The 26,219-nt window shown below is 67.7% G+C and carries 21 protein-coding genes and 4 pseudogenes; 15 read left to right on the top strand and 10 right to left on the bottom strand.

Translation table 11 applies throughout. The annotated features are described in order from the left end of the window. Window positions 1–1,083: 1,083 nt before the first annotated feature. On the top strand, window positions 1,084–3,060 hold the full coding sequence (locus tag ACTMTJ_RS44655; protein WP_441225118.1) for a galactose oxidase-like domain-containing protein: 1,977 nt from the start codon (window positions 1,084–1,086) through the stop codon (window positions 3,058–3,060). Between the two features lie 656 nt (window positions 3,061–3,716). Here ACTMTJ_RS44655 and ACTMTJ_RS44660 read toward each other — a convergent pair. Continuing rightward, window positions 3,717–4,973, bottom strand: a complete 1,257-nt coding sequence (locus ACTMTJ_RS44660) for an ROK family transcriptional regulator (protein WP_441225119.1) — start codon at window positions 4,971–4,973, stop codon at window positions 3,717–3,719. A 179-nt stretch (window positions 4,974–5,152) separates the two neighbouring features. Between ACTMTJ_RS44660 and ACTMTJ_RS44665 the strand changes: the two genes are divergently transcribed. The 6 genes from ACTMTJ_RS44665 (at window position 5,153) to ACTMTJ_RS44690 (ending at window position 10,843) form a co-directional block, all read left to right on the top strand. After that, the gene (locus ACTMTJ_RS44665) at window positions 5,153–6,661 is read left to right on the top strand and encodes a cellulase family glycosylhydrolase (protein ID WP_441225121.1); all 1,509 of its coding nucleotides are present in this window, start codon (window positions 5,153–5,155) and stop codon (window positions 6,659–6,661) included. 29 nt (window positions 6,662–6,690) lie between these two features. Beyond that, on the top strand, window positions 6,691–7,725 hold the full coding sequence (locus ACTMTJ_RS44670; protein ID WP_441225123.1) for a lytic polysaccharide monooxygenase: 1,035 nt from the start codon (window positions 6,691–6,693) through the stop codon (window positions 7,723–7,725). A gap of 147 nt (window positions 7,726–7,872) precedes the next feature. Beyond that, window positions 7,873–8,475, top strand: coding sequence for a hypothetical protein (locus tag ACTMTJ_RS44675; RefSeq protein ID WP_441225125.1), 603 nt, complete (start codon window positions 7,873–7,875; stop codon window positions 8,473–8,475). Window positions 8,476–8,576: 101 nt separating this feature from the next. Then, window positions 8,577–8,918 carry a hypothetical protein gene (locus tag ACTMTJ_RS44680; RefSeq protein WP_441225127.1) on the top strand — a complete coding sequence of 114 codons (342 nt, stop codon included), beginning with the start codon at window positions 8,577–8,579 and terminating at the stop codon, window positions 8,916–8,918. 4 nt (window positions 8,919–8,922) lie between these two features. Next, the gene (locus tag ACTMTJ_RS44685) at window positions 8,923–9,495 is read left to right on the top strand and encodes a tetratricopeptide repeat protein (RefSeq protein WP_441225151.1); all 573 of its coding nucleotides are present in this window, start codon (window positions 8,923–8,925) and stop codon (window positions 9,493–9,495) included. A 109-nt stretch (window positions 9,496–9,604) separates the two neighbouring features. Then, window positions 9,605–10,843, top strand: coding sequence for a cytochrome P450 (locus tag ACTMTJ_RS44690; RefSeq protein ID WP_441225129.1), 1,239 nt, complete (start codon window positions 9,605–9,607; stop codon window positions 10,841–10,843). A 454-nt stretch (window positions 10,844–11,297) separates the two neighbouring features. Here ACTMTJ_RS44690 and ACTMTJ_RS44695 read toward each other — a convergent pair whose 3' ends face one another. Then, window positions 11,298–11,909, bottom strand: coding sequence for an NAD(P)-dependent oxidoreductase (locus ACTMTJ_RS44695; RefSeq protein ID WP_441225131.1), 612 nt, complete (start codon window positions 11,907–11,909; stop codon window positions 11,298–11,300). Window positions 11,910–11,971: 62 nt separating this feature from the next. Here ACTMTJ_RS44695 and ACTMTJ_RS44700 point away from each other — a divergent pair, with 62 nt between their 5' ends. Further along, on the top strand, window positions 11,972–12,343 hold the full coding sequence (locus ACTMTJ_RS44700) for a winged helix-turn-helix transcriptional regulator (RefSeq protein WP_441225133.1): 372 nt from the start codon (window positions 11,972–11,974) through the stop codon (window positions 12,341–12,343). Window positions 12,344–12,534: 191 nt separating this feature from the next. Here ACTMTJ_RS44700 and ACTMTJ_RS44705 read toward each other — a convergent pair. The 5 genes and pseudogenes from ACTMTJ_RS44705 to ACTMTJ_RS44725 all read right to left on the bottom strand — a co-directional run. Then, window positions 12,535–12,666, bottom strand: a pseudogene (locus ACTMTJ_RS44705) (DUF2625 family protein); the annotation flags it as partial. Window positions 12,667–12,734: 68 nt separating this feature from the next. Further along, window positions 12,735–12,869: a hypothetical protein gene (locus ACTMTJ_RS44710; protein ID WP_441225134.1), complete on the bottom strand. Its 135-nt coding sequence runs from the start codon at window positions 12,867–12,869 to the stop codon at window positions 12,735–12,737. Window positions 12,870–13,120: 251 nt separating this feature from the next. Then, window positions 13,121–13,249: a hypothetical protein gene (locus tag ACTMTJ_RS44715; RefSeq protein ID WP_441225136.1), complete on the bottom strand. Its 129-nt coding sequence runs from the start codon at window positions 13,247–13,249 to the stop codon at window positions 13,121–13,123. 11 nt (window positions 13,250–13,260) lie between these two features. Beyond that, window positions 13,261–14,244 carry a hypothetical protein gene (locus ACTMTJ_RS44720; RefSeq protein WP_441225138.1) on the bottom strand — a complete coding sequence of 328 codons (984 nt, stop codon included), beginning with the start codon at window positions 14,242–14,244 and terminating at the stop codon, window positions 13,261–13,263. A gap of 107 nt (window positions 14,245–14,351) precedes the next feature. Next, entirely contained in the window at window positions 14,352–14,657 is a 306-nt protein-coding gene (locus tag ACTMTJ_RS44725) for a hypothetical protein (protein ID WP_441225139.1), read from the bottom strand. Between the two features lie 195 nt (window positions 14,658–14,852). Here ACTMTJ_RS44725 and ACTMTJ_RS44730 point away from each other — a divergent pair. Further along, window positions 14,853–15,591 (top strand): annotated as a pseudogene (locus ACTMTJ_RS44730) (helix-turn-helix domain-containing protein). 33 nt (window positions 15,592–15,624) lie between these two features. Here the strand turns inward: ACTMTJ_RS44730 and ACTMTJ_RS44735 are convergent. The 3 genes from ACTMTJ_RS44735 to ACTMTJ_RS44745 form a co-directional block, all read right to left on the bottom strand. Further along, the gene (locus tag ACTMTJ_RS44735) at window positions 15,625–16,341 is read right to left on the bottom strand and encodes a hypothetical protein (protein ID WP_441225140.1); all 717 of its coding nucleotides are present in this window, start codon (window positions 16,339–16,341) and stop codon (window positions 15,625–15,627) included. 426 nt (window positions 16,342–16,767) lie between these two features. Then, window positions 16,768–18,192, bottom strand: a complete 1,425-nt coding sequence (locus ACTMTJ_RS44740; protein WP_441225142.1) for a lysyl oxidase family protein — start codon at window positions 18,190–18,192, stop codon at window positions 16,768–16,770. 11 nt (window positions 18,193–18,203) lie between these two features. Then, window positions 18,204–18,575: a hypothetical protein gene (locus ACTMTJ_RS44745; protein WP_441225144.1), complete on the bottom strand. Its 372-nt coding sequence runs from the start codon at window positions 18,573–18,575 to the stop codon at window positions 18,204–18,206. Window positions 18,576–18,778: 203 nt separating this feature from the next. Here ACTMTJ_RS44745 and ACTMTJ_RS44750 point away from each other — a divergent pair, with 203 nt between their 5' ends. The 6 genes and pseudogenes from ACTMTJ_RS44750 to ACTMTJ_RS44775 all read left to right on the top strand — a co-directional run. Beyond that, window positions 18,779–19,039 carry a helix-turn-helix transcriptional regulator gene (locus ACTMTJ_RS44750; RefSeq protein ID WP_441225146.1) on the top strand — a complete coding sequence of 87 codons (261 nt, stop codon included), beginning with the start codon at window positions 18,779–18,781 and terminating at the stop codon, window positions 19,037–19,039. Between the two features lie 3 nt (window positions 19,040–19,042). Continuing rightward, window positions 19,043–20,120, top strand: a pseudogene (locus ACTMTJ_RS44755) (tyrosine-type recombinase/integrase). Between the two features lie 387 nt (window positions 20,121–20,507). Further along, window positions 20,508–20,939, top strand: coding sequence for a hypothetical protein (locus ACTMTJ_RS44760; RefSeq protein WP_441225148.1), 432 nt, complete (start codon window positions 20,508–20,510; stop codon window positions 20,937–20,939). A 626-nt stretch (window positions 20,940–21,565) separates the two neighbouring features. Further along, entirely contained in the window at window positions 21,566–24,385 is a 2,820-nt protein-coding gene (locus ACTMTJ_RS44765) for a BTAD domain-containing putative transcriptional regulator (RefSeq protein WP_441225149.1), read from the top strand. A 377-nt stretch (window positions 24,386–24,762) separates the two neighbouring features. Then, entirely contained in the window at window positions 24,763–25,446 is a 684-nt protein-coding gene (locus ACTMTJ_RS44770) for a hypothetical protein (protein WP_441225150.1), read from the top strand. Window positions 25,447–25,760: 314 nt separating this feature from the next. Further along, window positions 25,761–26,132, top strand: a pseudogene (locus ACTMTJ_RS44775) (site-specific integrase); the annotation flags it as partial. Between the last annotated feature and the right edge of the window lie 87 nt (window positions 26,133–26,219).

Below are 26,219 nucleotides of genomic sequence, written 5' to 3' on the forward strand. Positions count from 1 at the left end.
CATCCGCCGGGCGGCGTCCACGTGCCGGCGGTAGACCAGCTCGTAGGCGGCGGTGTCACCGGCCCGAACGGCCGCGACCAGCTCCGCGTCGCTGATCTCGTCTGTCATCAGCCCTGCCACGATCTCGGGGAAACCACCGGTCGGGAACCGGTTGGGAGAGGCACCATCACCCAGACTGCCGAATGCAGAACAGTGTGCGCTCTCATCCGAGCTGGCCCACGACCACCGGTCAGTTGGTGACCTAAACAGGCGGTCGGTCAGCACCGTACTAGCAAGGTCGGCAAAGGTCAGACAACGGTCAAATTTGCGACCATAGCGGCAGCGCACGGAGACACTTGGGCTATTGCGGATGCCCCGACGATGCGCACCGTCGCCCGCCTCACGCCACATGCCTGGGCCGTCGACGGCTACGCCGAGCTGGTGCGGCATGGCGGCGGCATGGTCGACGTACTCCCATAAACCGGGGTGCTGCTCGTGACGGCGACCGCGCTGCTCGCGCCGGCGCCCTGGCGGCTCCGCCGAGTGATCACCGCGTAAGAGCTCGTGTCGTCGCGGCGACGCCGACCGCACGCTCGTTTCGCCTCATTGGCACCACCGGACGACTTTGTTCCCCCGGCGCCAGCCGTTCGGTCAGCACCTCTCGCCAAATGGCGACGCGGATCAGCCACAGCGTGCCACCACGAGACATTGAACAATAATTTAGGGAAGGGTTATGGTTCTTCTATCGGCGACATGAGAAAGGCAGCATTGGAAGCGATTTCACAGTGGCCCCAATCTGAGCATGGGCAACAGATCGTTCTTCGAGCCGCGAGGGTGAGTGGCGCGACACGCACGGGCGTCGCCCTTCTTTGGTATGCGGTAGTGAAACGGGCACAGATCAAGATGTTGCCAGCCCGATAAGGCTCGAAATGTGGTCCGCGCGCCGCCGATAACAGCCGATGCCTGATTTCGGCGGAAGGGCTCATGATGTGTACGCGTCGCGATCTCATTGCTCCCGGATTACTGACCGCATTATTCCTTTCCGGCACTTCTCCTGTCGATTCGGCCACCGCTGCTGGCCGTGCTGGGCGGGCGGACGCCGGGATGCATGTCCACGAGCATGACGACCACCGCGAGCACATTGCGGAGGACCTGGTGGGGACACCGATGCGGGTCATCGAGAAGCGGACCGCCGAAAATGCGGCGCGAATCCAGCGCGAGACCGGCCTGCGCCCCGGCACGGCGCGCAACAGGGCGTCCGCGGTCGCCGACCCAGGACAGTCGGGATCGTGGAGCCCGGTCTTCGGCACGCCCGTCGTGCCGGTGTTCGAGGCGGTGCTGCCGAACGGCAAGGTACTGAGCTGGGATTCGGTCGGCGACAACGCGGCCGAGGAGTACCCGGATCACAGCTTCACGCGTGCGATGGTCTGGAACCCCGCCGACAACACGTACAAGCGGGTCGACCTGCAGGGTTCCAACATCTTCTGTGCGGGTTTCGCGCATCTCGGAAACGGCAACATCCTGATCGCCGGCGGAAATGCCGACGCGAATCTCGCTGGCACGGTCCGGACCTACATCTTCCACTGGCAGACCGAGACGTGGACCCGCGGCAACGACATGGCCGCCGCACGCTGGTATCCCTCGGTGGCGGAAATGGCAAACGGCGAGGAGGTGATAGTCGGCGGCGGCCCCACGACAGCCGAGGTGTACCAGACGAACGGGGCCATCCGTGCGGTCTCCGGCTTCACGAAATACAGCGCGCGGATCTATCCCTTCATGGGCTCGCGTCCGGACACCCAACTCGGACTCTTCGGCCCGTCCACCACCGCGTACACGATCAACACCTCGGGAAACGGCGTCATCACGGCAAGCGGCACCCGCGACAGCATCAACCGGGACTACGGAAGCTTCTCCACGTACGACATCGGCAAGTCCATCGTGGTCGGCGGCGGCAAGATCACCGAGGGTGGTGTCGCGAACGTCCCCACCCGAACCGCCGTCGTCGTGAACAGCGGCGCCGGCCTGATCCCGTCCGTCACATCGACCGGATCCTTGTCGACCGGGCGACGGCAACTCAACGCGACCCTGCTCGCCGACGGTTCGGTGCTGGCCACCGGCGGCATGACCCGTGCGGCGGGCTCCGCCGTCGTCGACTTGAACAACGCCGCGACGGCCGCGGAACGCTGGGATCCCGTGACAGGTGGATGGACGGTGCTCGCGAGCGCGAGCCGCATACGGCAATATCATTCGACGGCCGTGCTGTTGCCGGACGGGCGAGTCATGACGGGCGGCGGCGGAGTCTGCGGTGTCTGCACGGATGTCGGGTATCTCGAGAAGAACGTCGAATACTTCACCCCGCCCTACCTCTACAAGAAGGACGGCAGCGGTCAGCTAGCGTCGCGGCCGGTCATCTCCGCGGCACCAGCCAGCGTCGGCGTCAATTCCAGCTTCACGATCTCCTCCCCGCAGGCGGCGAGCATCAGGAAGGTCGCGCTGGTCGGACTGGGCGACGTGACCCACGGCGTGGACCAAGGCCAGCGCTATGTTCCATTGAAGTTCTCGGCTTCCGGTACGACGCTGGCGGTCACCGGCCCGCCGAACGGCGGCGTGGCGCCTCCCGGCTACTACATGCTCTTCATCGTCGACGCCACCGGCGTCCCGTCCGTCGCGAAGATGGTCCAGGTGGCTAAAGGCCCGAACCCGGTGATGAGCCCGGTCAGGAATAACACCGGCCGGTGCATTGACGTGCCATCCTCCGCGACGGCCATCCGCACATATCTACAGGCATACAACTGTAACAACACCAAGGCGCAGGCGCTGACACGGCTGCCCAATGACAATTCGATACGAGTTCTCGGCAACTGCCTCGACGTGCCGTCAAGAACTTTCGTGACGGGTCAGAGGATCTGGACCTATACGTGCAACAACACGGTCGCACAGACATGGCAGTTCGGTTCGGACGGGACGATCCGGCCGACCGGAAGTACCGCATTGTGTCTCGCTGCGGCGTCATCGGCCAACAACGCCACGATCACCATCGCGACCTGCAACGGCAATGCGCTCCAGAAATGGACGTGGTAGCGCGGTCGGAATTCAAGTAGACCTCTAACACTCCAACATCACTTGTCTGTCGCGGGTGTGCCTGCGCTGGTAGTGGGCTTTTCGGGCGCGGGCTTGGACTTTGCGTCGCCGTCGGGACCAGTGCATGGCGTGGGCGGGGTCGCGGGTTTCTCGCCTGGTGAGGGGCACGACTCATTGCCCTGATGCGGTACGGCACCTGTGGCATGGCTGCCCGTCCAGGACGAAACCCTGCGCCGGGCCGGGGAGGGAGCGCTCCGAGCGGTCGGCGTGATCACTGAGCCATTTTCATCGTGGGTTGGGCCGTTGGGGTCCTGGAGCGCTATTCAGAACGGCTTATCCCACGCGCGGTAGATCTCCAGCCCGGTGACGGTGCGTAGGACGTCGGGGAAGGTCGCTGAGGCGTCCGCGCCAACCGGTGTCGAGGATCTTCCCGTTGGCCAGGTGCGCGATGCAGCGTTCGACGGCGGCTCGGACTGTGTGGATCGCGGTGTTGCAGGCGCATTGGACGTCGGTCGGTTCCTGGCCGCGGGTTTGCGGGTGCCGGTGATCGCGGCAGTGCCCAGATAGCCCTATCCTGGTTTCTCTACCGGGGGCGGGTCGTCGAGCGCGGACCGGTCCGGGAGGTCTTCCTCGACCCGCGCCACCCTGAGGCAGGGTCAGGGCGCCTCGCCCGTGGCGGCGGGCACCGGCCGCGTCCCGTCCTCCGGGCGGGAATGTGCGAGGGTCAGCTCGCTTTGCAGGACGAGGACTGCTCCGCCGATCGCTGCCGCGTCCGATCCGTTGACTGACGGCACTACCCGCACCGGGTGTGCCCGCTTGGTGAACGTGCGGCGGTCCACTTCCTGTTGGATCACCGTCTGGTAGATCGAGCCCGCTACCGCGAAGCTCGGCCCGGCCAGCACGATCGTGTCCACGTCGAACAGGCTGGCCATGGTGACGGCGGCACAGCCGATATAGCGCGCCGACTGCTCGACGAGGCTCCGCGCGGCGGGGTCGCCGGCGTTCGCGGCGGCCGCGATCCGCGCGAATTCGGTGAGGAAGTCGGCCGAGGCGGGGTCGAGCGCCAGCCGCTGGGCGAGCCCCGGTGTGGCCATCGCCTGCCGGACCAGCGCCGTCGGGCCGGCGTAGTTTTCCAGGCAGCCGACGTTGCCGCACGAGCACTGGTCGCCGTGGACGTCGATCGAGATGTGGCCGATCTCCACGCTGTTGGAGGAGCTGCCCCGGTACACCTCGCCGGCGACCACGACACCGCCGCCGATCCCGGTGGCCATGTAGATGCAGCCATAGGTGGAGCGCGGGTCCACCGCTCCCATCCAGTACTCGCCGATCGCCGCCGCCGCGGCGTCGTTGTCGAGCAGGACGGGCAGCCCCAGGCTCTCGGCCAGCCGCCCCGCGACCGGATGGCGCAGCCACTGATCGGTGGGCTGGGGTGTCAACAGCACACCCGCGCGCCGGTCCTGCGGGCCGTAGCTGACCAGGCCGACCCCCAACACCTTGTCGCGGTCGACGGCCGCCGTGGCCAGCAGCGCGTCCACCTGCGCCGCCACCAGGGGCAGCGCCTGCTCCGGCGGCATCGACGCGACGCCCTGGAACGAGGTGCGGGCCACCGGACGGCCGGCCAGGTCGACGACCACGATCACGCACGTGTTGCGCTCGAGCTGGACTCCGACGCTGTAGCGGGCCAGCGGGTTGAGCTGGACCAGCGTGCGTGGCTTGCCGCCGGTCGGCGCGCCCCGGCCGGCCTCGACGACCAGGCCGTCGCCCATGAGCTCGCGCACGACCTCGGAGATCGTGGCGCCGGTCAGACCCGTCGCCGCCGCGAGCTCCACCCGGCTGATCGTGCGCGCCCTGATCAAATCCAGGACCAGCCCCCGCGTCTTCGAGCGGCTAGCCCAGATCGGGCTGGTCGGCACGGTTGTCCTCCTCCGTCCGGCGCTTTGCCAGGCTACTTCACTTACCTGTCGAGCGCTTACCGTTCGGCGTCCACCGACGGGGGGAAGGTCGAGCTCGTAGAGCATTGACTTTCGTAGATGGTCTAATAAAGGATGTCGGGAGCGCTCCCATCGATCCCTCACGATGACGAGGAGATCACATGAAGCATCGTCATGCATTGCTGGCCGCTGGCGCAGCGGGCGTGCTGGTACTGGGCGGCATGGCCACGGCTACCCTTCCCGCAGCAGCGGCCGCATCCGGATGCTCCGTCACGTACACCGTGCAGAGCCAGTGGACAAGCGGGTTCACCGCCAACGTCGCTATCACCAACCTCGGTGACGCGATGTCGAGCTGGACTCTCACGTTCGACTTCCCGAACGCCAGCCAACGCGTCACCCAAGGCTGGAATGCGACCTGGACGCAGTCCGGTGCCCGCGTCTCCGCGGCCAGCATGCGCTGGAACGGGTCGCTGGGCACCGGAGCGTCGACGTCGATCGGGTTCGGCGGCGCGTGGAGTGGCGCGAACCCGGTGCCGGCGTCGTTCTCGCTCAACGGCACCGTGTGTACCGGTTCGGTAAGCACACCGACCGCCAGCCCGACCAGTGCCAGCCCGTCACCGACAGCCACCACCACACCTGCGCCCACCGGCCCCGCCCCCAAGTTGCGCGTCTCCGGCAACAAGATCGTGACCGCGGGCGGGACACCGTACCGGCTGCTGGGCGTCAACCGCTCCAGCGGTGAGTATGCCTGCGTGCAGGGCAAGGGCCAGTGGGACGGCGGCCCAGTCGACCAGGCGTCGGTCGATGCGATGAAGACGTGGAACATCCACGCCGTCCGGATCCCGCTCAACGAGGAGTGCTGGCTCGGCCTCAACGGCTCGCCCAGCGGCGCCACCTACCAGCAGGGTGTCAAGAACTACGTCAACCTGCTGGTCGCCAACGGCGTCAACGTCATCCTCGACCTGCACTGGACCTGGGGTGCCCACACCACCAGCCCGGACTGGCACTGCAAGGACGCGGCCGCCGTCTGCCAGAAGCCGATGCCGGACGCGCAGTACGCCCCGCAGTTCTGGACCGGCGTCGCCAACGCGTTCAAGGGCAACGACGCGGTCGTGTTCGACCTGTTCAACGAGCCGTACCCGGACCACTCCGCTGCATGGAACAAGACGTTGGGCTGGCAGTGCCTGCGCGACGGCGGCACCTGCACCGGCATCCCCTACGAGGTGGCCGGCATGCAAGACATGGTCGACGCGGTACGGGCAACCGGCGCCACCAACATCCTCATGGTCGGCGGCCTGGAGTGGGCCAACGACATGCGGCAGTGGTTGCAGTACAAGCCGAACGACCCGCTGAACAACATCGCCGCCTCGTGGCACGCGTACAGCAACAACGCCTGCGCCACCGTGTCCTGCTGGGACACCCAGATCGCCCCGTTGGCGCAGCAGGTGCCGATCGTGCTCGGCGAGTTCGGTGCGGACTGCGGCTTCGACTACATGCGGACCCTGGTGAACTGGGCCGACGCTCATGGCGTCAGCTACCTGGCCTGGACCTGGAACCCCTGGGGTTGCAGCAGCGGACACGTGCTCATCCTCGACTGGAGCGGGACTCCGGAGCCGGGCATCGGCGAGGGCTACAAGGCACACCTGCTCACCCAGAATCCGTACTCCTGACACCCGGCTGCCCTTACATGGAGAAGAAGATGACACACCAGGCGTTCCCACGCCGGGCCTGGATCCGGCGTATCCTCTTCGCGGTGGCGGCCGGGCTGCTGACCAGCACCGTGCTAGCCGCCCCGGCCTCGGCACACGGCGCCGTCAGCGACCCGATCGCCCGGCACTACGGCTGCTACCAGCGTTGGCCCAACGGACCGTCGGCGCAAACGGCCACCGAAGACCCGATGTGCTACCAGGCATGGCAGGCTAACCCCGGCGCCATGTGGAACTGGAACGGGCTGCATCGCGACGGAGTCGGCGGCAACCACCAAAGCGCCGTACCCGACGGGCAACTGTGCAGCGGCGGCATGACCGCCAACGGCCGATACGCCGCCTTCGACGAACCCGGCCAATGGAAAACCGTCGACCGCCCCAACCGGTTCACCCTGAACCTGTACGACCAGTCCTCGCACGGCGCCGACTACATCCACGTCTACGTCACCAAACAAGGCTTCGACCCCACCACCCAACGGCCGAGGTGGAGCGACCTGGAACTGGCCGGCCAGGTCACCAACGTCCCGACCGGCACGACGACCCCCGTCGAGGTGAACGCACCCGGACGCACCGGACACCACATCGTCTACACCGTGTGGCAAGCAAGCCACCTCGACCAGTCCTACTACTTCTGTAGCGACGTCAACTTCACCGGCGGCGGCCCCGGCCCCACACCCACCGTCAGCCCGACCACCCAGCCCACCCCGACCACCTCCCCGACCGGCAACCCGAACGCCGGCTGCTCGGCCACCTACCGGGTCATCTCCCAATGGTCCGGCGGCTTCCAGGCCGAGGTACGCGTCACCGCCACGTCCACGGCGATCACCGCCTGGACAGTGAACTGGGCGCTCACCGCCGGCGAACGGGTCAGCTCGGCGTGGGGGGCCACCGTCACCACGACCGGGACCACGGTCAGCGCCCGCAACGCCGCCTACAACGGCTCACTCGGCGCCGGTACCAGCACCACCTTCGGCTTCATCGCCTCCGGTACCAGCAGCACACCAGCCCTCACCTGCACCACACCCTGACCCGACCACACCACCAACCGTGCCGGTCCGCCCGCCAACCAACGCCGGCGGACCGGCACGCATATCTCTACGCCGCCGCCAAGGTTCAACTCCCCGACGTCGCGCTGGCCGCCTACGACGACGTGCGAGCCGCAGCTGCCGGTATGGGTGGAACGCAATGTCGCGGCCGGCCTGCGGGCGTGGATGACCGGCGCCCGAGTGCGTGGCGGCTTCCTGCTCATCCTCGGGGACTCATCGGTCGGCAAGACGCGTCTGGCGTACGAGTTGGCGCGCGAGGTGATACCCGACTTCACGGTGCTGCATCCCGATACCGCGCAGACCCTCATGGACATGGCGGCGGCCGGCTCGACACCGCCGCGGCTACTCGTGTGGCTCGATGAGTTCCAGCGATACCTACAGGGCCCCTTCCTACGTGGGCCAACGGCGCTAACGCAGGCAGATGTTCAGCGACTGTTGGACGCCAGTACTCCCGTAGTGATCGTCGGTACCGCGTGGCCGGATGTCGTCCTGCCGCTCGCTGCGGCGACGCAGCTGACAACCGACGGCGTGCCCGTGCCCAGGTACCCGGAGGCAAAAGCCCTGTTGACCTTCACCGCAATACACCGAGTCACCTTGTCCACGATGGACAATCAGGAGCGCCGTCGAGCGGCCGAGTTGGCAGCACGCGACCCAAGATTGGCAGCCGCCCCGGTCAGAGCCTTGATCAACGCCGCCGTGGACGCGTCACGGCTAGGCGTCACACACCGCTGACCGAAGGTCTTCTTCGCGCCGCGACGCGGGCGTACCTGCCTGGTCCCGCAGCCAACGATGACTGGTTTCCCGAAGCGCTGGCCACGGCCACCCAGGCCCGAATGGAGGAAAGCGCGACGGCCGTGCTGCTGCCCGTCAGCGATCCAGACAACCGCGTCACCGTCGGCTATGTTGTGGCCGACTACCTGCCCCAGCATAGCCAGCGGACACGGGTCAGCGTCACTCCGCCGGAGTTGTTCTGGCGGACGGCAGCCGCAGAGATCAGCGACCCGGACGACCTCGCCGATCTCGCCGAAAGCGCCCAACGCCGTTCGCTGCCGGTGCACGCCGAGCGGCTCGAGCGTGCCGCACTGGCTGCCGGCCGCGGCACCGCACGAAGTGAACTTGCTGAGCTGCTAACACCGGCAGGGCCGGCACGAGGAAGCCGAGCAGGCCTGGCGTGATGCCATCGACGCAGGCGAACCGGCCTGGAGTGGCCTCGCCCACCTGCTTCACGCACGTAGCCGCCTAGACGAAGCCGAGCAAGCGTGGCGGGCGGCCGCTACAGCCGGTGAGAGCCACGCGTACATGATGCTTGCCCAGCTTCTGCAAGAACGCGGTCGCCTAGACGAAGCCGAACTCGCCTGGCGCGACGCCGTCGCTACCGGCGACTCACACGCGCGCGGCTCACTAAGTGGCCTGCTTGAAGATCAAGGCAAACTCGACGAGGCCGAACTCGTCCTACGCGACGGGATCGATGCTGGACAGCAGATCCGAGTCGATCTCGCCAAGCTGCTACACCGACAGAATCGGCACGACGAAGCCGAGATGGCGTGGCGAGCAGCAGTATCCGCACACGAACACCACGCCCGGCTCAGCTTCGCCAACTACCTGGACGAGACAGGGCGCAGCGCAGAAGCCGAGGGCATCCTGCGAGACGGCATCGTCTATAGGGAGAGCACCACACCAGCCCGGCACTTGGCATCCCGCGAACAGGACCTGGTGCATCCGAAGTACCCGGACGGGCATCTGCACCTCTGACACCAGCCACGGCGTTCCTCTCTCTCGAACGGCGCCGAATCTCCAACAGGATCGACGGTCGGTGACCCATCCATTGCCGTATGTGTGGCACGGATGAGATCGTGTAACCATGAGCGCTCCCGGCCGGCACACCGCCGCCGGCTTGCACCACCCGTTCTATTTGGACGCCGAGGGCGTCAATCGGCCTCCGGGCCCCGAAAAGCACCCCTACTATGCGCGGTTCGCCGCCTCCGGGTCCGGGGTGGTGCCGGTCGTCCGTCAGGTCGCCGGCGAGATGCTCCCGGCGTTGCTGATCTGTCGCTACGCGGACGTGCGGGAGGTGCTACGGCGCCAGGACGTGTTCTCCCGGGCGGCTGCCGCACACGCAGACCAGGTCGACGTGGCGGGAACGATGCTCGGGATGGACGGACCACAGCACGCGAAGGTGCGCGGCACGGTCAAGGACACCTTCACGAAGCCGGTGGTGGCCGAGCTGAGCACCATGATCCAAGCCGTGGCTGAGTCGCAACTGGCCAAGCTGGTCTCCCGCGGCCACCCGGCCGATCTGGTCCAGGACTTCACCATCCCGTTCTCCCTGGACGTCATCTGCGACATGCTGGGCCTGCCACGGGAGGACAGGTCGCAGTTCCGGCGGTGGGGTGACATGTTCCTCGGTGCCGGCGATCTCAGCCGCGACGAGGCCGCCCAGTCGGCCGTCGAGATGGGCGGCTACCTGTGGGGTCAGCTCGAACGGCGGCGAGTCTGTCCCAGCGGCGACCTGATGACGCAGATCGCAACGGCCGCCGCCGACCAGCCTATGGACGTCCAGATCAAGCTGCCGATCGCCTTGGTCGTGGGCGGTTGGGAGACCAGCGCAAGCTCGATCGCCACCTTCGTCCACGTGCTCCAAACGCGCCCCTACGAACGCGGCCGGACTGGTTGGGCGTACCTGCTCGACCACCCGGAGAAGGTAAATGGCGCCGTCGGCGAGCTGGAACGGCTGTACTCCACCTCCAACGGCGACGAGATGCCACGGCGCGTCATGACGAATGTCCAGCTGCCCAGCGGCTACCGGCTGTCCGAAGGGGACATCGTCATCCCCTCGCACGACGCCGCCAATCGCGATCCTGAGGTATTTCCCGACCCGGAGCGGATGGACTTCGACCGCGATCCCAACCCTCACCTGTCCTTCGGGTACGGCCCGCACTACTGCATCGGTGCCCACCTGGGCGCCTTAGAGGTTCGCACCGCGATCGGGCTGCTGCTGCGCGACCTTCCAGGGCTGCGCCTCGCGGCGCCCCCCGACGAGGTGCCGTGGAAAGCCGGGCACGCGATCCTCGGCCCGACGCGGCTGCCGGTGACCTGGTAGCCACGCGGCCTGCGAGCCTTCCTGGCGCACGCCTCCGGGTACACGCTGGCGGCGGCCCAGGCGCACAGCCAGCTTGCCGCCGCCGGCGCGTGGCGGACACCCAACCGCGAGCCGGCCAGCGCTCGCGTACGCCCGAACCTGCTCACCGTGGAAAACGCCTACCAGCGTTTGAACAGGCCGCACCTGGCAACCGCCCGCTGGCGACAGGCCCAGACCCAGTCACCGCGATCGTTCTCGACGTAGTCCGCTGACCCGAGTCGGCGAGCCTTTCCCGTTCTTCGGTCAAGCTAGAGCAGAGAACAACAGCGATCTTCGGTCGTTCCCGCCGCGACCTGACGCCGACGATCAACGCAGCTGAGTCACTTTTCGTAGCGAGCACATCGCGGCAGATCAGGATGGTCGCGCTCCTCGCGGCGGCACAGTCGTGGCCTGGAACCGCGCGCCGCTGCACCTTCTATGCCTCGTTGAATACAGCCGCACGGGCGCGGTGCAGGGTCGGTTTATCGATCTCGTCGAGGACGGCGACGGCCAGATCCGCATATGACAAGGTGCCTGTCTCGGCGGTCTCGCCACCGAGCCGATAGCGGCCCAGGCGTGGGCTGTTCATCAGCAGCATCGCCGGTGGGGTGAGCATCACCCAGTCGGTGTGGGACTCCCGCAGCCGTGCCAGACCGGCGGCGTGCGCTTCGCCGAACGCCCGGAACTGCTCCGGCAGCGGATCGGCGCCCTCCATATTGCTGAACAGGCCGATCGCCACGATCCTGGGCACGCCGGAGCGGACCAGTGCATCTGCCGCACGGGCGAAGAACTCCGGATCGAGGTCGAGCTGCGCCAGTTCCTCAGGGCCGGAGGCGGGGCTGACGGCGTTGACCGCGGCGTCATGACGGCGGACGATCGCGGCGACCTGCTGCGCGTCGGTGACATCGCCGCGCACGGCGGCCGGCAGGTCGGGGTGGCGGGCGAGGTTGCGGACGACCGGGGTCACGGCGTGACCGCGGCCGAGAGCCTCGGCGGTGATGGCGCGGCCTGCCCGGCCACCTGCGCCGAAGACGACGATGTTGGTCATGTCCAGCAGGCTAGGGCCCCCGCTTCCGGTTACCGCAACGAAACCGGCGGTACGCTGCGCTCATGACGGCGAGCCTCAGCCCGGACATGTTCGACGTCGCGTGCCCGTCGACCGCGATGCCGTTCCAGATCGGCGACAAGTGGACAGCGATGGTGGTGCTGTGCCTGGAGCACGGACCGCGCCGGTTCAGCGAACTGCGGGTCCCGCTGCGGACGATCAGCCCGAAAGTGTTGTCCGAGACGTTGCGCGCGATGGAACGCGACGGGCTGGTGATCCGGCATGCCTACGACGAGAACCCGCCCCGGGTGGAGTATTCGCTGACGCCGCTGGGCCGCAGCCTGCTAACCCTCGTCGACGCTGCCCGCGCCTGGTGTGCCGAGCACATGGACGATCTGCTCGCCGCCCGCGCCGCGTTCACCGCCGGCCTCAACTGAGCCCCAAATGGCGGCGCTCGCCAGCCATTAACGTCGCCGAGGTCGAACGCACTCGTCTCGGCCACCAAAATCGGTGAGCCTGATCAACGAGCCGTCAGCCGCAGATCAATGAAGTGCCGCTAGAGTCCGGCATCCAGGCGAACTGGCCACCCACAACGTCTTGTGCCACGAGAATGCCGCCCGTGACGTTGTCATTGATTGATCTCGCTGATACCGGCCAGGCGATGTTCGTCGTCACCTGATCCAAGGACACGCAGCCACCCATGATCGAGTACCAGGCCGCCGCTGCGGTGTACCACCGCCCCAACCACGACCGCGTCGCCACACTGGCACCCTACATACCGAGCCGCACAACTCCCTGCGCGCTCATCGGCAAAGTTGGGAGCTCGGGTTACGTTCCGGTGGCCATGAACGCAGCGAGGACGTAGTTGGGGTGGCGGTCGAGGTTCTTACGCGCCCGGTCGTAACGCATGGTGGTACGCGGGTCGGCGTGCCGAGCAGCGATCTGCACATCGCGCAAGCTCATGTCTCGTCCGGTTAAGCCTTGCGGATGGGCAAGTCGCTGACCTGCGCCACGAAAATTAGGTCCGGACGCTTGGCCGCCGAGTTGCCCGGACCTACTTTGCGGATTCGACGGCCGAGGTTTTGGTCCAGCCGTCGCCGGACTCCGCGCGCAGCCGCACCGACGCGCCTGCCAACCCCCCGGCCACGTGCTCCCTCGGTCACCTGGGCGGATGCGAACGCGGACCAGCTGTCGTTCGTCTGATCATGCAGGACTCATCGTCTGCGCCTGGTCGCGAGGTCCGTCACGCTGGTGCCGGCAACTACCAGAACGGTGATCACCAGCAGAGGAACGGCCACTTTGGTACCGACGTCAGTGACCAATGAGATCAGGAAGAACAGCACTGCGGCGATCGTCAAGCCCACCCGAGCAACCGGTGATACATCCCGTTCCCGTCTTCCGGCAGACCTTGGACCACGGCCTGCCGGGGTGTGCCGCCGGGAGCGGTCGAGGAGATGAACCAAGGTCCGCCCTCCGTCCCGAAGGCGGCTTCGGTCTTGTCCGGCGAGACCACCGTGCTGGTGACGGGCTGCGGTGAGTTCGCGATCTCGGTGACCCGGATGGTCGCCGCGGCCTGGTCTCTGACGACCCTGATCAGTGCCGGCCCGGCGGGTTTGCTCCTCGCGCCAAACAGGAGCGTGTCGCCGTCGGGCGGCGCGACGAGCTGGTACTCGTTCCCGGAGCCCATGCTCAGCGAGGCTTCGACGACGGCGCCGGACTTGTCCGCCACGGAGTACATCCACGACTTGCCGTCCGGGGCGATGGTAGTGAGCACGGACTCCTTGACGAGGTTGCCTCGAGCGTCCCACATCAGGCCCCACGTGTGGTTCAAAGCGGCGTCCTCCTGGACCGGGGCGCTGTCCGCCACGAGGTAGTCGACCGAATAGACCGGAGCGGAGGTGCCAGTGGTAATCCACAGCTTCGACCCGCTGCGGCCGAACCGGAACGAATCAATCACGCCCGCCCCCGGCGGCGGCGTGATCCTGCGGGTGGGGACATACCGTTTCTCAGCTTCGGCGAGGGTGTAGAGCTGGATGTCGTTCCCGGCGCGCGCGGCAGCGTACCGCCAATCAGGCGAGAAGACCTCGTTCGCCTCCCACGGGCCGTACCGGGTCACCAACGGTTCTTCCGTGGCGGGAAACGGAAGTGTAGTGGTGATCGTGCCGGTTCCGGGGTCGACGAACTCCAGCCGGTTGCCGTTCGTGTCGGAACTCAGCACGGCCACGCCCTGCATTCGCGGCGGCTCGGGTACCACAGTGATGTCCGGGTCGGGCGCCGGTTCGCCGCCGCATGCCGACACCAGGGCCGCGGAGATCGCGACGAACAGCCATTTCTTCACCGGTTCCCACCAATCCGCTCCGAGTCGCAACCGGGTCACCACGTCGTCGACGTCGTGCCCGGCGGCGCGGAGTCGCTCCCATAGCGCAAGTTCGCGCTCGGCCAGCTCTACCCGACCCGCTGCTCATCGGCCTCGTCGACGAACGAGAGCTCGAACTCCGCTAGGGCGCAGGAGCCCGCACCACCGGACACAACATCAAATCGAGTCACCCGCCCATTGTGCAAGCTGAAGGTGTCGGCGCGGTCGTGCAGGTCGCGGCGGGCGTGGGCGATGTTGGCTCTGCCGGCCAGGCGGTAGGTTTTGATTGTCAGGTTGCGGAAGCTGGCCAGGGCCCATGGTGCTGCGCCGGTGCGCAGTTGGGAGACATCTTCGTCGAACGTCACGTCGCGGGTCCAATGCAGACGGTTCTCCACGCACCAGTGCTCGCGGACGTAGTGGTTGAGCTGGACGGGGCCGGCCAGTTCGGGTGGGCATGCTGACGATGCCGTAGTGCGGTGACCACAAACGTTTACCGGGTTGCTGACACGCCGGGCGTGGCCGGTCGGTTCTGGGGAGGTCGCCGGCAGGCTCGATAGCGGTCACATCGCTGTCGAGCGTGAGGTGGGTGGATGGCTGAGCCGGTACGAGCGCGGCGGCTTACTGAGGAGGAAGGCCGCCGGTTGCAGCAGATCGTGCGGCGGGGCAAGCACGGGACCATTCGGGTCCGCCGCGCCATGATGATCATGGCGTCGGCGTCCGGTACGCCGGTATCGGCGATCGCCCGCCTGGTGACGGCGCACGAGGACACCGTGCGGGACGTGATCCACGCATTCAACGAGGTCGGGCTGCGTGCGCTGGACCCTAACTGGGCGGGAGGCCGTCCCCGCCGGATCAGCACAGACGACGAGAAGTTCATCGTCGCGACGGCCACCGGACGGCCCACCAGGGTGGGCCGCCCGTTCACCCGCTGGAGCATCCGCAAGCTGGCCGACTACCTGGCCACCAACCCCGACCGGCCGGTCGCGGTCGGTCGGGAACGGCTACGCCAGCTGCTGCGCGACAACAGCGTGTCGTTCCAGCGCACCCGGACCTGGAAAGAATCGGCGACCACAGTTTGGCCGCGTTCAAGTCGATCCGCGCCACCCGTCCGGACGGTGCCCCGATCTACATCATCTGCGACAACCTGTCCGCCAACACCACCCCAGCGATCCGGGCCTGGTGCACGCGAAACAAATGCAGGCCTACCTTCGCTGGCGCAACGCCAACGCACGACATCCCGACGTCCTGGCCGCCCAACGACGCGAACGCGCCCGCATCCGCAGCGAACGCCAACAACGCTGGGGCCGACCCCGCTCCAAAGCCGCCTGACCTCAAACCCGGTAAACGTTCGTCGTCACCGCACTAGGGCTGATCGAAGGTGACCGCGCCGCTGCCGTCGAGCAGGACGTCGTACCTGACCCAGCGCTGCGTCCCGACGAAGTCCTCCAGGTACTGGCAGCGGTGCCCTGTTCTCCCGAGGTCCGCCAACTGGGCGTCGGGGATAGCGTCGCAGCTCAGCCGGGGGTCGATGCCGTCGGGGTTGACCTTTTCGCGCACCACCATGTACAAGTCCCAGAACGCGCCGTAGACCGCCTTGGCGCGCAGCACGCTCTTGCCTTCCAGCGTGACGCGGTACCTGACGAGCCGGTCGGTCGGCGCGACGCCCGCGTCGATGGTGACGATCCACGGGATGGTGACCCGGGCGTACGTGGCGGTGCATCGCGTCTTCGCGCCGGCGCTCAGGGCGACGCGCCCGCCCGCGCATTTCACCGCGATGCCACCCTTGACCCGGCCGAGAATCAATGTCTCCTGCCGGATCTTCTCGATCACCTGAGCCAGGACGGTGGCGTCCGCGCCGGCTGGCGGTACGGCGTCGAAGACCTCGTCGATGCTCAGGTAGTCCGGCGGCGGCTTGATGATCTTCACCGCGAGGTCGTCGCCCTCCACGGCTGGGGTCGCGCTCGCCTCGACGCTCGGCCCGCCGGAAGCGGGTGGGAGCCCTGGCGGGCCGCCGTCGCAGCCGGCGGCGCCGAGCAGCGCCGAGACGACGAGGAGCGAGCCGATCGACCTCACACTCACAGTTGTCAATTATGCCCGGAGCGGATGGCGCTCAGGCGGGGCGCCAGTCGGATACCTCGCCGGTCGCCGGGCCGGACGTGACCTGGATGTTGCCGGTACCGTCGGGACTGATCGTGTAGATGTGGCCCCCACGCCTCGTCCTCAGTAAGCCGCCGCGCTCGTACCGGCTCAGCCATCCACCCACCTCACGCTCGACAGCGATGTGACCGCTATCGAGCCTGCCGACGACCTCCCCAGAACCGACCGACCATGCCCGGAGACGTCGGGCCTGGGTCTGCTGCGCCCGCTCAGCCGCCAGCGCCAGCCGCCGTCTCGCCCCGACGCCGCCAAGGGGACGGATGCCATCCCGCCGAAGCACACCGTCCTGCGGGCATCACTGCACAAGCGGACCGCTAGCAACCGGTAATCCGATCAACGGTCCCTCGGCTACCCGTCGACGCGGCCGTGGGGCGGGACCTGCACCGTCCGGTCCCCCGGCGCGCCACCGACGATGATTTCGCGGTATGCGGTGTTGTTCGCGGTGGTCTTCTCGTGGAGGGTGTTGTCGGGGTTGGCGGTGATCTCGATGTAGTAGGTGCCGTTGGGCAGGTCGGTGATATCGAAGCTCTGACCCGGCAGGTCCTGGTGGTAGGTGTCGCCGTTGCCGACGTGGAGCGCCTGCCGCACCGCGATCGAGGACGCGTCGCCGCACGAGGTGTGCAGGTCGGTGTTGTCCGGCTGCCGGTTGGCGTACGGCAGGGTGTAGTCGATCGGGTCGGTGTTCGCCAGGCAGAAGGCCTCCTTGCCGCTGCGCACCACGACCTTCCTGTCCGCGTCGAGCAGCCGGTACCTGGCAAAGTCGGTGAAGTGCCAGTGGTGGTGGCCGTCGCGGGCGTCCCACCGCATGGTGCCGACCGGCGCGTAGCCGACCTGCCTCCCGGCGGTGTCGTAGAAGTACTGGTACGCGTCCATCACATCCTCGCCGGGCCGGCGGAAGCCGTCGACGACGAGCGGAGACGTGCCGGCGACCCACACGGTCGCCGCGAAGGAGAGGTAGTCACCCTCCTCGCCGTAGGACGGGTGGATCGCGAAGGCTGGCAGCGGCCGCAGGTCCGGTCTCGGTCCTTTGGGGACAGTCGACGCGGCGTTCGGCCGTGACAGGACGACGGAGCCCGGCTTCGCCGTGGCGGCGGCGGTTTCGACGGTCCGCACCGTCACCCGGACCGTCGCCGAGGACTGGTCGGGCGGAAACCCGAACATGTCGCGGTACGGCTGGTTGACCGAGACCACCGCCGTGTAGGCGCCGTCGTCGAGGAAGAGCGGGCTGGGCCGCTGTCGCGCGGTACTGACTCCCCAGCCGGCCTGGATCCCCCACACCGCACCTAGGGCGAAGGGCACAGACGAGCAGCGATTGGCGTAGGGCGACGCGGCCGGAGCGTCGGGACGGGTCCGCACCGCGTCGCCGGGACAGAAGGTCTCGTCCCGATCGGCCACCGTGTGTCCCGCCGCGTCCGTCACCGACATGTGGAAGAACGCGGGGAAGCCGGCAAGGTCGGTCAGCAGGCCGGGCGGCAGCGCTACCCTCCGTTGCCTACCTCCAACGTGGACGAGCTGCGTGGCGATGATCGGCTCGGCGTAGGAGGCCCGCGTCGCCCGCACCTCGAACGGAGCGCTTCCAGCCACCACGTGGGTGCCCGGGTCGAGCCGGACCAACTCGCCCGGCAGCCGCTCCACGGTCACCGCCCCGGTGGTGACCAGCCGCAACGGCGGGGTAGCGGTCGTGGCGCCCGCCGCCGGCTCGGGGACGAGCACCACGACCGCCGCCACGACCACGAGCGAGGCGATCCGACGATGCGCCTTTCCAGCCGTCACAGCGAGGAGGGTCAGCCACATTGGAACAGGCCGTGCTTTTCGCCTAGCTCCACGCGGAATTCGTGAGCGATGCCAGATACACACGTGTAACTGATGTCGCCGCGGCCACGCGCGACGGTAACCCACTTGAAGTTTGGCCTGGTGCCGCCGCCGACATCGACGTATTTCTCCATCAGCACCTGGAGGGGAATCGTCCTCCACCTCGGCGGCTCGAAACAAACTGCCCAATGGGAGGCGGTCAGCACGCCGTTGTTGAATTGGAGGTCGAGCTCGATGTCACATCCGCTGGCCTGCGCCGCACGCCCGGAAACGAATAACGAGCCAGCCAATATGACGCCGATCGCCGTGATCGTCACGCCGACCCGACGCAAGTATCCGACCAAGGTACCCTCCCTGTTCGCCCACGATTTCCATGAACATCCACGACTGTGATCGAGGCGTCAAGCAATGTGGACACCCGTCCGGGAGATCGCGCGATGCCGCAGCGAAACCCTTCGGAAACTCGCAGCCTAAACCGAGGCGCGAGAAGACGCCGATACCGTTGGGGACCGGCCGCTCGGCGCCGCCGGACGGGCGATTGCGTACCGTGACGGCGGGTTCGCCGACCTTGCGCGACCAATGTGGACGATCCTCCGCCGTCCAGGTTGACCGCGCCGACAAGACGTGGCAGCCCGATCCCTTGCTGACCATCGACCAGGTTGCCCACTGGCTGGGCAAGCCAAAGAACACGCTCTACGCCTGGCACAGCCGAGGCAAGGGACCGCGCTATCCGCGTCGGCAACACCTTGCGCACCGGCGCAGCGAAGTCGAACGCTGGCTCGACGAACACACCGACCAGCGCAGGTGATCTGTGGCCCGGCCTGAACTGCCCATCGGCACTTGGGGCAAAATCCGCACCGAAAGGCTCGGCGCTAACCGGTTCGGCGACTACGACGGCAAGACCCGCGACGTCGAGGCCACCGGGCCTACCGGCCCGGCCGCCGTGCGGGCACTGATCGTCAAGCTCCGCGACCGGACGCCGCCGAACGACGACGAGATCACCCGCGAGACCCGCACCAACTCGCTCGCCGAACTGTGGATCGACGAGATCACCGAAGAGGACCGCCTCGCACTGCAGACCATCCACAAGTACCAGACCAGCCTGAGACAGGCGTCGCGCCCGCCCTGGGCACCCTTCGGGTCCGGGAAGCTACCGTCGGCCGCCTCGACAAGGTCCGCGGCATCGCTAAGAACCATCCGTCCGCGGCCAAGGGCGCCAAGGTCGTGCTCAGCCAGATGTTCGCCCTAGCCGTGCGCCACGGCGCGCTCACGACCAACCCGGTACGCGACACCGGTCGACTACACACCCCGCCGCAAACCCGTCGCTCTCACCGACGAGCACCTGCAGGCTGTCGCGCGGCGATCCGCGACTGGCAGCAACCCGTCCCCGGCAAGCCCGGACCACAGCACACCGGCGACCTGGCCGACATCGTCGACCTCATGCTCACCACCGGTGCCCGCTTCGGCGAGATCCTGGGCCATGCGCTGGGGAGACTTGAACCTCACCGCTGAGCGTCCCACCCTGACGATCTGCGGCACCTGGGTGTACGTCAAGGGCAAGGGACTCTTCCGGCAGGAGTGGACCAAGAGCGGTGCTGGCTACCCGCCGCGACACCTGGCTCTCCCCAACAACGTCCGCCGGCAGTGGCGCCAAGCGCGCACGGAAAACCGGCCTCGAATGGGTCACCCCGCACACCTTCCGCAAGACCGTCGCCACCCTCATCGACTAGGAGGCCGACCGGAAGAGCGCCGCAGCCCAGCGCGGAAACGCCAGCGAAGAAGTGACAGACCCCCGCGGCTACCGATGGCCAGGTCCGCCAGACGCCGCTGGTAGCGGCTGTGCACCCGACTACCCCTCCCGGCGCACGAGGGACAGGTCCCGACTGTGACAGCCGGGATGACGTGGATATGTAACGCCAACTCGGTGACCTCGACGCGTTCCACTGTGACTGCGCTCAAGTGCGGTAGCAAGGTTTCCAGATCAATCACAAGCCGCGACAAGGTACACAATGGACGGTCGAGAGATCGCAGCCCGAGAGATCAACCACGCAGAGTGCGCCAGAACCCGAATCTCGCAACGAAGCCAGGAATCGCCATGCCGCGACCCTAGCCTAGGCGCTACACGATCATCCGGTCGTCCATGTTTTATCCAGGTTTTGACCAGGGCCTGGCGGCAGGCTGTGCGAGACAGTGTTTTCTACCGAAATTCGGGGGTGGTCATGACAGCGTCATGGAGACGTCGCAGGCTCTGGAGCGGCCTAAACGTCGTGTTGCTCGTGGCGGTGACGTTGGTCGCGGTCTCTGGCTCGCCGGCGAGCGCCGCCGTCCGGGTCGGCGAGCCGTGCACCAGTCGGGGGTACGGGTCGCCAAGCAGTTACCCCTCCACTCCTCCGCCGGGAGAGACGGGTCCGGCGGGCACCGCGTACATCTACTACCGGTCGACCCCGCCGACCAATTGCGCTCTGTTCTACGCCAACCCGCCCGGCACGGAGGGCGTGGCCGAGCGCATCAGGCTCTGCATCGTGCGCCAGGACACCGGCGCGGAGGAGTGCGACCCGCCTGCCCGCGGGTCGGGGCCCTACCACACGTATGCCGGCCCGGTCTTCGTCAATGCGCCCGGCGACTGTGTCCGGCTATACGGCTCGATCCTGCTAAGGGGAGATGTTCGTGGAGACAACCTCAGCACCCGCTGGGTGAGGTGCGATTAGCCGGCGGCTGATGGATTCGGCTTAACGGCGGGTGGCGGTTCGGGGCGCCGCCCGCCGGTTCGTCGACATAGCGCCAGTTATCTGTGTCCGGTACGGCCGAGCGGACACCGGATGGCGACGCCACAGCCGGGTCTGGCCAGCCAGGGGTGGCCCGTTGCGCCCGCCTGGGCGGTTCCCGGGCTTTGATGGTGGTGATCGGCGCGGCGGGCGTGCATCGTCCCGGGCTGTAGGGGGACGAGTTCGCCACTGGGCGGCGGTGGCCGGACCGTGGTCACGGACCGTGGAGGGCTGGGCTACATCGACGTGGTGATCGCAGCCATTACTGCTCCATCACACGTCCTCGGCGCCGCCCTGCATCAGCGGCAGCCGTACGAACATGTTCTGGTCCAGCCGGTACATGGGCGTTGACCGTGCCGCCGGACGGCCACCGCTCTACCGCCGTACCAGGTCATCAACAGGATGCATACTGGGATGCATCTCCTCTGTGCTCACGATGCGCCATCCGAAGACCGAACACCGGGGCCGTGTCCGGGGGGTCGGTGGCAGACTCGGGTCTGCGGCTCCGGAGGGAGCGGGGTCGGGTCGCGTTCTGGGGGACGGTGATGGATTTTCGGATTCTGGGGCCGTTGGAGATCTATGACGGTGCCGAAAGGCTGACGTTCGGTCCACCGCGTATACGTGTACTGCTCGCGGTTCTGTTGACTGCTCCCGGCCAGTTGATGAGCATGGACAAATTCATCGACGATCTGTGGCCTGAGGCGCCGCCACCCGACTCGCGCGCGCTGATCCATGGCTATATCTCGCGGCTGCGACGAGTCCTGGGCAGTGGGTCCTCCGGTCAGGCCGCAGCTCGGCGGCTCGTCACTCGCAAACCGGGCTACTTGCTCGATGTCGGTGAGCAGGAGTTGGACCTCCATCGCTATCAGCGGATCGTTGCCAGCGCCCGCACCGTCGCACCGCGGGACCGGATCGCTCTGCTGCGTCAAGCGGACCAGCTGTGGCACGGCACGCCGTTCGCCGATGTCCCACCCACCCCAGCGATCACCGCTGCGGTTACCCGGCTTGCCGAGTTGCGCTTGGCCACGCTCGAGAAGCAGTTCGACGCGATGCTGGAAGCAGACCAGGACGAGGGCCTGGTTGCTGAGCTGACCGATCTGGTCGCGAGGCATCCACTGCGCGAGCGGTTCGTCAGCCAGCTCATGCTCGCGCTGCACCGCAGTGGCCGGACCGCGGACGCGCTCACCGTCTTTCAGCAGACCGTCGAACGGCTCCGCGACGAGCTTGGCGTCGATCCCGGCCTGGCGCTACGAACCGCGCACCAGACGGTCATCGCCGAACAGGCGTCACCACCGATACCCACCCGTGTGCCCTGCCAGCTGCCGTCGAGCCTGCCGCTGCTCGTTGGTCGTGACGACACGCTCGCCGCGGGAGAGCAGGTGCTCGCGTCGGCCACGCCGTGGCTGGCGGTCACCGGACCTGGTGGAGTCGGGAAAACGACGTTCGCCCTGTGCCTCGCCGACCGGGCACGCGCCGCGTTCCCCGACGGGATCCTGGTGGCCAGACGCGGTTCCGAACCGGTCGACGAGTCCATGCTGACCAGGTTCCTCGGCGCTTTCGGCATCCCGATCAGTGGGCAGCTGCGCAAGAGCCCACGCGACAGAGGCGAGCTGTTCTGGGAACTGCTCGGCGCACGACGGGTGCTGATCGTGCTCGACGACGTGCCCGACGAGTCGTACGTGCGTCCGCTGCTCCCGGTCGCCTCCGGCTGTGGTCTCGTGGTGACCAGTCGTAGACGACTAGCCGGTCTCGAGTCGCTGCGGTCGCTGCCGCTGGACGTCCTACCCGTCGACGTCGGGATCTCCCTAATGCGAACGACGGCCGGCACACAAGACATCGACCGGCACGCCGGTGCGATCGTCGAGCTGTGCGGCGGGCTGCCGCTGGCGATCAAGATAGCTGGCGCACGGCTGCGCACCCGTCCTAACTGGACGGCCGATGACCTCGTGCACCGGCTCACCGATACCCGCAGCCGACTGGACTGGCTACAACTCGGCGATATCGGCGTCCGTACCAGCCTCGCGGAGAGCATGTCAGAGCTGACCGCCGACCAGCACCGGCTGCTGTGCAGGCTCGGCCTGCTGGACTTCGGCGAATTCGCGGGCTGGGTGACCGCGGCACTGCTTGGCCAGGACCGCTGGGGTGCGGAGCGAGTGCTCGACGACCTGGTCGAGGCACATCTGGTGGAGCCGACCGGGCACGGGGTTACCGGACCGCGTTACCGGATACACGACCTGGTCCGGCTAGTCGCCAGGGAACTCGCGGATGAGGTCGACGTCGAGGCGATCACGCGGCTGCGGCACGGGTGGCTCGCGCTCGCCGCCACGGCCGACAACCAGCTGGCGCACTGGTTCGGTCTCGATCCCGAACCCACGCCGGTCTGGCTACCGCCGCAGGACACGGTGGCAGCGGTCGCCGCCGACCCGATGCGCTGGTTCGACGAGGAACACGACGCATTGATGACCGTCGTCCACTGTGATGCCGACGCGGTGACGTGGGCGTTGGCGCAACGCATGTCGTCCCATCTTGAGCTGCGCGGCCGTTACGACGATTGGGGCAGGGTACTGCGTGCCGGCCTCGCCGCCGCCGACAACGCTCATGACCGGCAGGGACAGGCCACGATGCTGGGCCTGATGATGCAGGCCGAAGCAGCCCGCGACGAGAACGACAGCGCCCTGCGCTACGCCGCACTGGCGTTCGCCGCGTACCAGGCCGTGCAGACGCCAGCGCCGCCGCTCGCACAGGCGCCTGCGGTGTGCACCCCTGCCCTCGAAGACGCGCGGCGTCGTGGTGACGCACTTGCCGTCGGGCTGGAGGCGTGCCGGCTGGCGGAGGAAAAGCGGCTCGAGGGCGCGCAGATCGACTACCTCGCATTGTTCGAGGAGGCACGCGACGCGTTCCGGGCCGGCGACATACCCTTGCTGGAGCTGTGGATGCTCAAGAACCCGGGCCTGGTGTACCTGCGGCAACACCGGTTCACGGAAGCTGAAGGGTGCCTGCGTCGGGGGCAAGCTCTGCACCAGAACGAGGCCAACCTATTCAACTCCGGCGGCGACCTCGCCGGCGTGGCGGCCACCTGCGGCCGCGCCGACCTCGCGGAACAGCTCGCCACCGCAGCCATCGACGTCGCCAACCGCACCCACGACCCCTGGACCGCGGCACGGGCACTACACACCCTGGCAGACATCCGTGCCAGCCGAGGCGACTTCGACGCCTCAGCCCGCACCTACCAAAAGGCGCTGAACGCCTGGACCGACCTGCGGAATCCACGTCGCGTCGCCATGATCGAAGAAGCCATGGCACGGCTCGGGTGCACCAAGATCAGCATCGTCAGGCAGCCAGACTCGGTTTCACGCCCCAGTGCGACTCGGCTCATAGACCTTCGCTGAAGGGGTCGATTTCGCGACTTGCAGGCCATCCGGGCGGCCAGCACCTGGTCGGAGACGTCGGTCACCTGGGAACACCCCGGCCGAGCACCACCGGGACAGCCGCGACCGCCGCGTCGTCGACCGGCTAGGTGCCGTGGACTGTGGCCGGCCAGGTGCAGGCGATGTACGCCGGCGCCAACCACAGGTTCCTGGTGCGGGACGCGAGCGAGAAACGGCTCGGGCGCGGAGCAACGCTTCCACAGCCGGGAGGCCGCGACCAGCACACCGCCGGAGCTCGTCATCACCTTCGGGTCCGCATGACCGCCCGGCCCACGAACGGCACTTCATACACTAACGTGGATTGAAAGGCCTTCCAGCAGAGACGGTCAGGAGCTGCCGTGGGGATCCGGCGCACGGCCATAGCGACGACCTTTGCGGCCCTCATCACGGCTTGCGGCGGTCCGGACGGGGATCCGACGCCAGGTGGGTCGGCCACGGGTGCGGCGCCGGCATCCGCGACCGCCGGCGCGCCTGACCGACGTTCCGTCGACGAACTGGCGTCCACCGCCCCCATCGACCTGATCGTCGACCTCGGCCCGGACGGGTGGACCGCCCGCTACAACCGCGGAGCCGGCATCGCCGTCACACCGGAAAACTGGGCCACCGCCTACGAGATCTCAGCGCGGGACGCCGCGGCGGAGATCGCCACCGCGAAGAAAGACGGCCAGTTGGCGGCGGCCACCGAACAGTGGAGCACGCCGGACGCCTCTACCATGAGGCTGACCGTCCGCCGGTACACCTCGCTCGCCCGGATCAAGGACGCCTGGTGGACGAAGAGCATCGAGACGGGCTCCACCCCACGCGGCATCCTCGTCCCGCACGGGATGCGGGTGGCGTGCCGCAGTCGGCCGTTGACCGACGCCAACCGCCCCCGCGACAACTTCGCAGATTGCACGGTCGTCATCGGCGACACGACGGTCGTGTACCTGTCGCGAACCGGGCCCTCCACCGACGCCGCGGCAGCGGGCACGGTGGAGGCCGTCATCCGGTGGCTCCGCGCCGTCAAGGCCCCGGTGGATTAGACGCTGACCCGCCCGGTGGGCAACAAGGTTGGGCCGGGCCGCCCTGTCGACGGATAGGGATGGCGGATGGACGAGACGAAGGGCCGACCAGGTGCTGACCCAGATCGGCGTCTCATGACCGCCCGGCTGCGACCCGGGTCTTGTCGTTGACCTGCGCGGCCGTCACGGCCGCCCTGACCCTGACCGGGTGTGCCGGCCAGCGCGACGGCGGCTCGCTGGCGCAGGACGTCGCCGCGCGGCAAGCGGCCCAGCTCAATGACGGCCTCGGTCACTCCCGCCGACCGCCGTGCAGTGCGGCAACGATCTCCAAGCCCTCGGCGTGCACCGCCGCACGCATCGGCGAGGTGTCCGGCGTCCGCAAGGAAGACATCGACCGGGATACGTGGATGTGGACGGTCCGGCGCCAGACAACGCCAGGACCAGGTGGCCTGATCGACAAGGGCACGAAGGGCAAGCGTGCCCGCACCGTGGTGGCTGCGCGGCTCGACGCGCTCACCGATTCGCAAGGTCGGCTGTTCACCGGTCCCCGTGGCGGGCGGATCAGTACGGCCGTGCTGCGGGACGCGACGCATTGGGACGACGTGGTAAGGGACCTCGGGTTTGAGTGGCTGCGACGGCACGACCTGCGGCACAAAGGGCCGACCTGGTTGGCCGACGCGGGCGTACTGCCACACGTCCTACAGAAGGGCATGGAGATCCTGCCGCTAGACATCACCGACCCCGCTTCAGTGGCGGCCGCCGCCCGAGCTGCCAGCGACGTCAACTTGCTGGTC

The sequence above is a fragment of the Phytohabitans sp. LJ34 genome (assembly GCF_052068095.1).
Classification (GTDB): domain Bacteria; phylum Actinomycetota; class Actinomycetes; order Mycobacteriales; family Micromonosporaceae; genus Phytohabitans.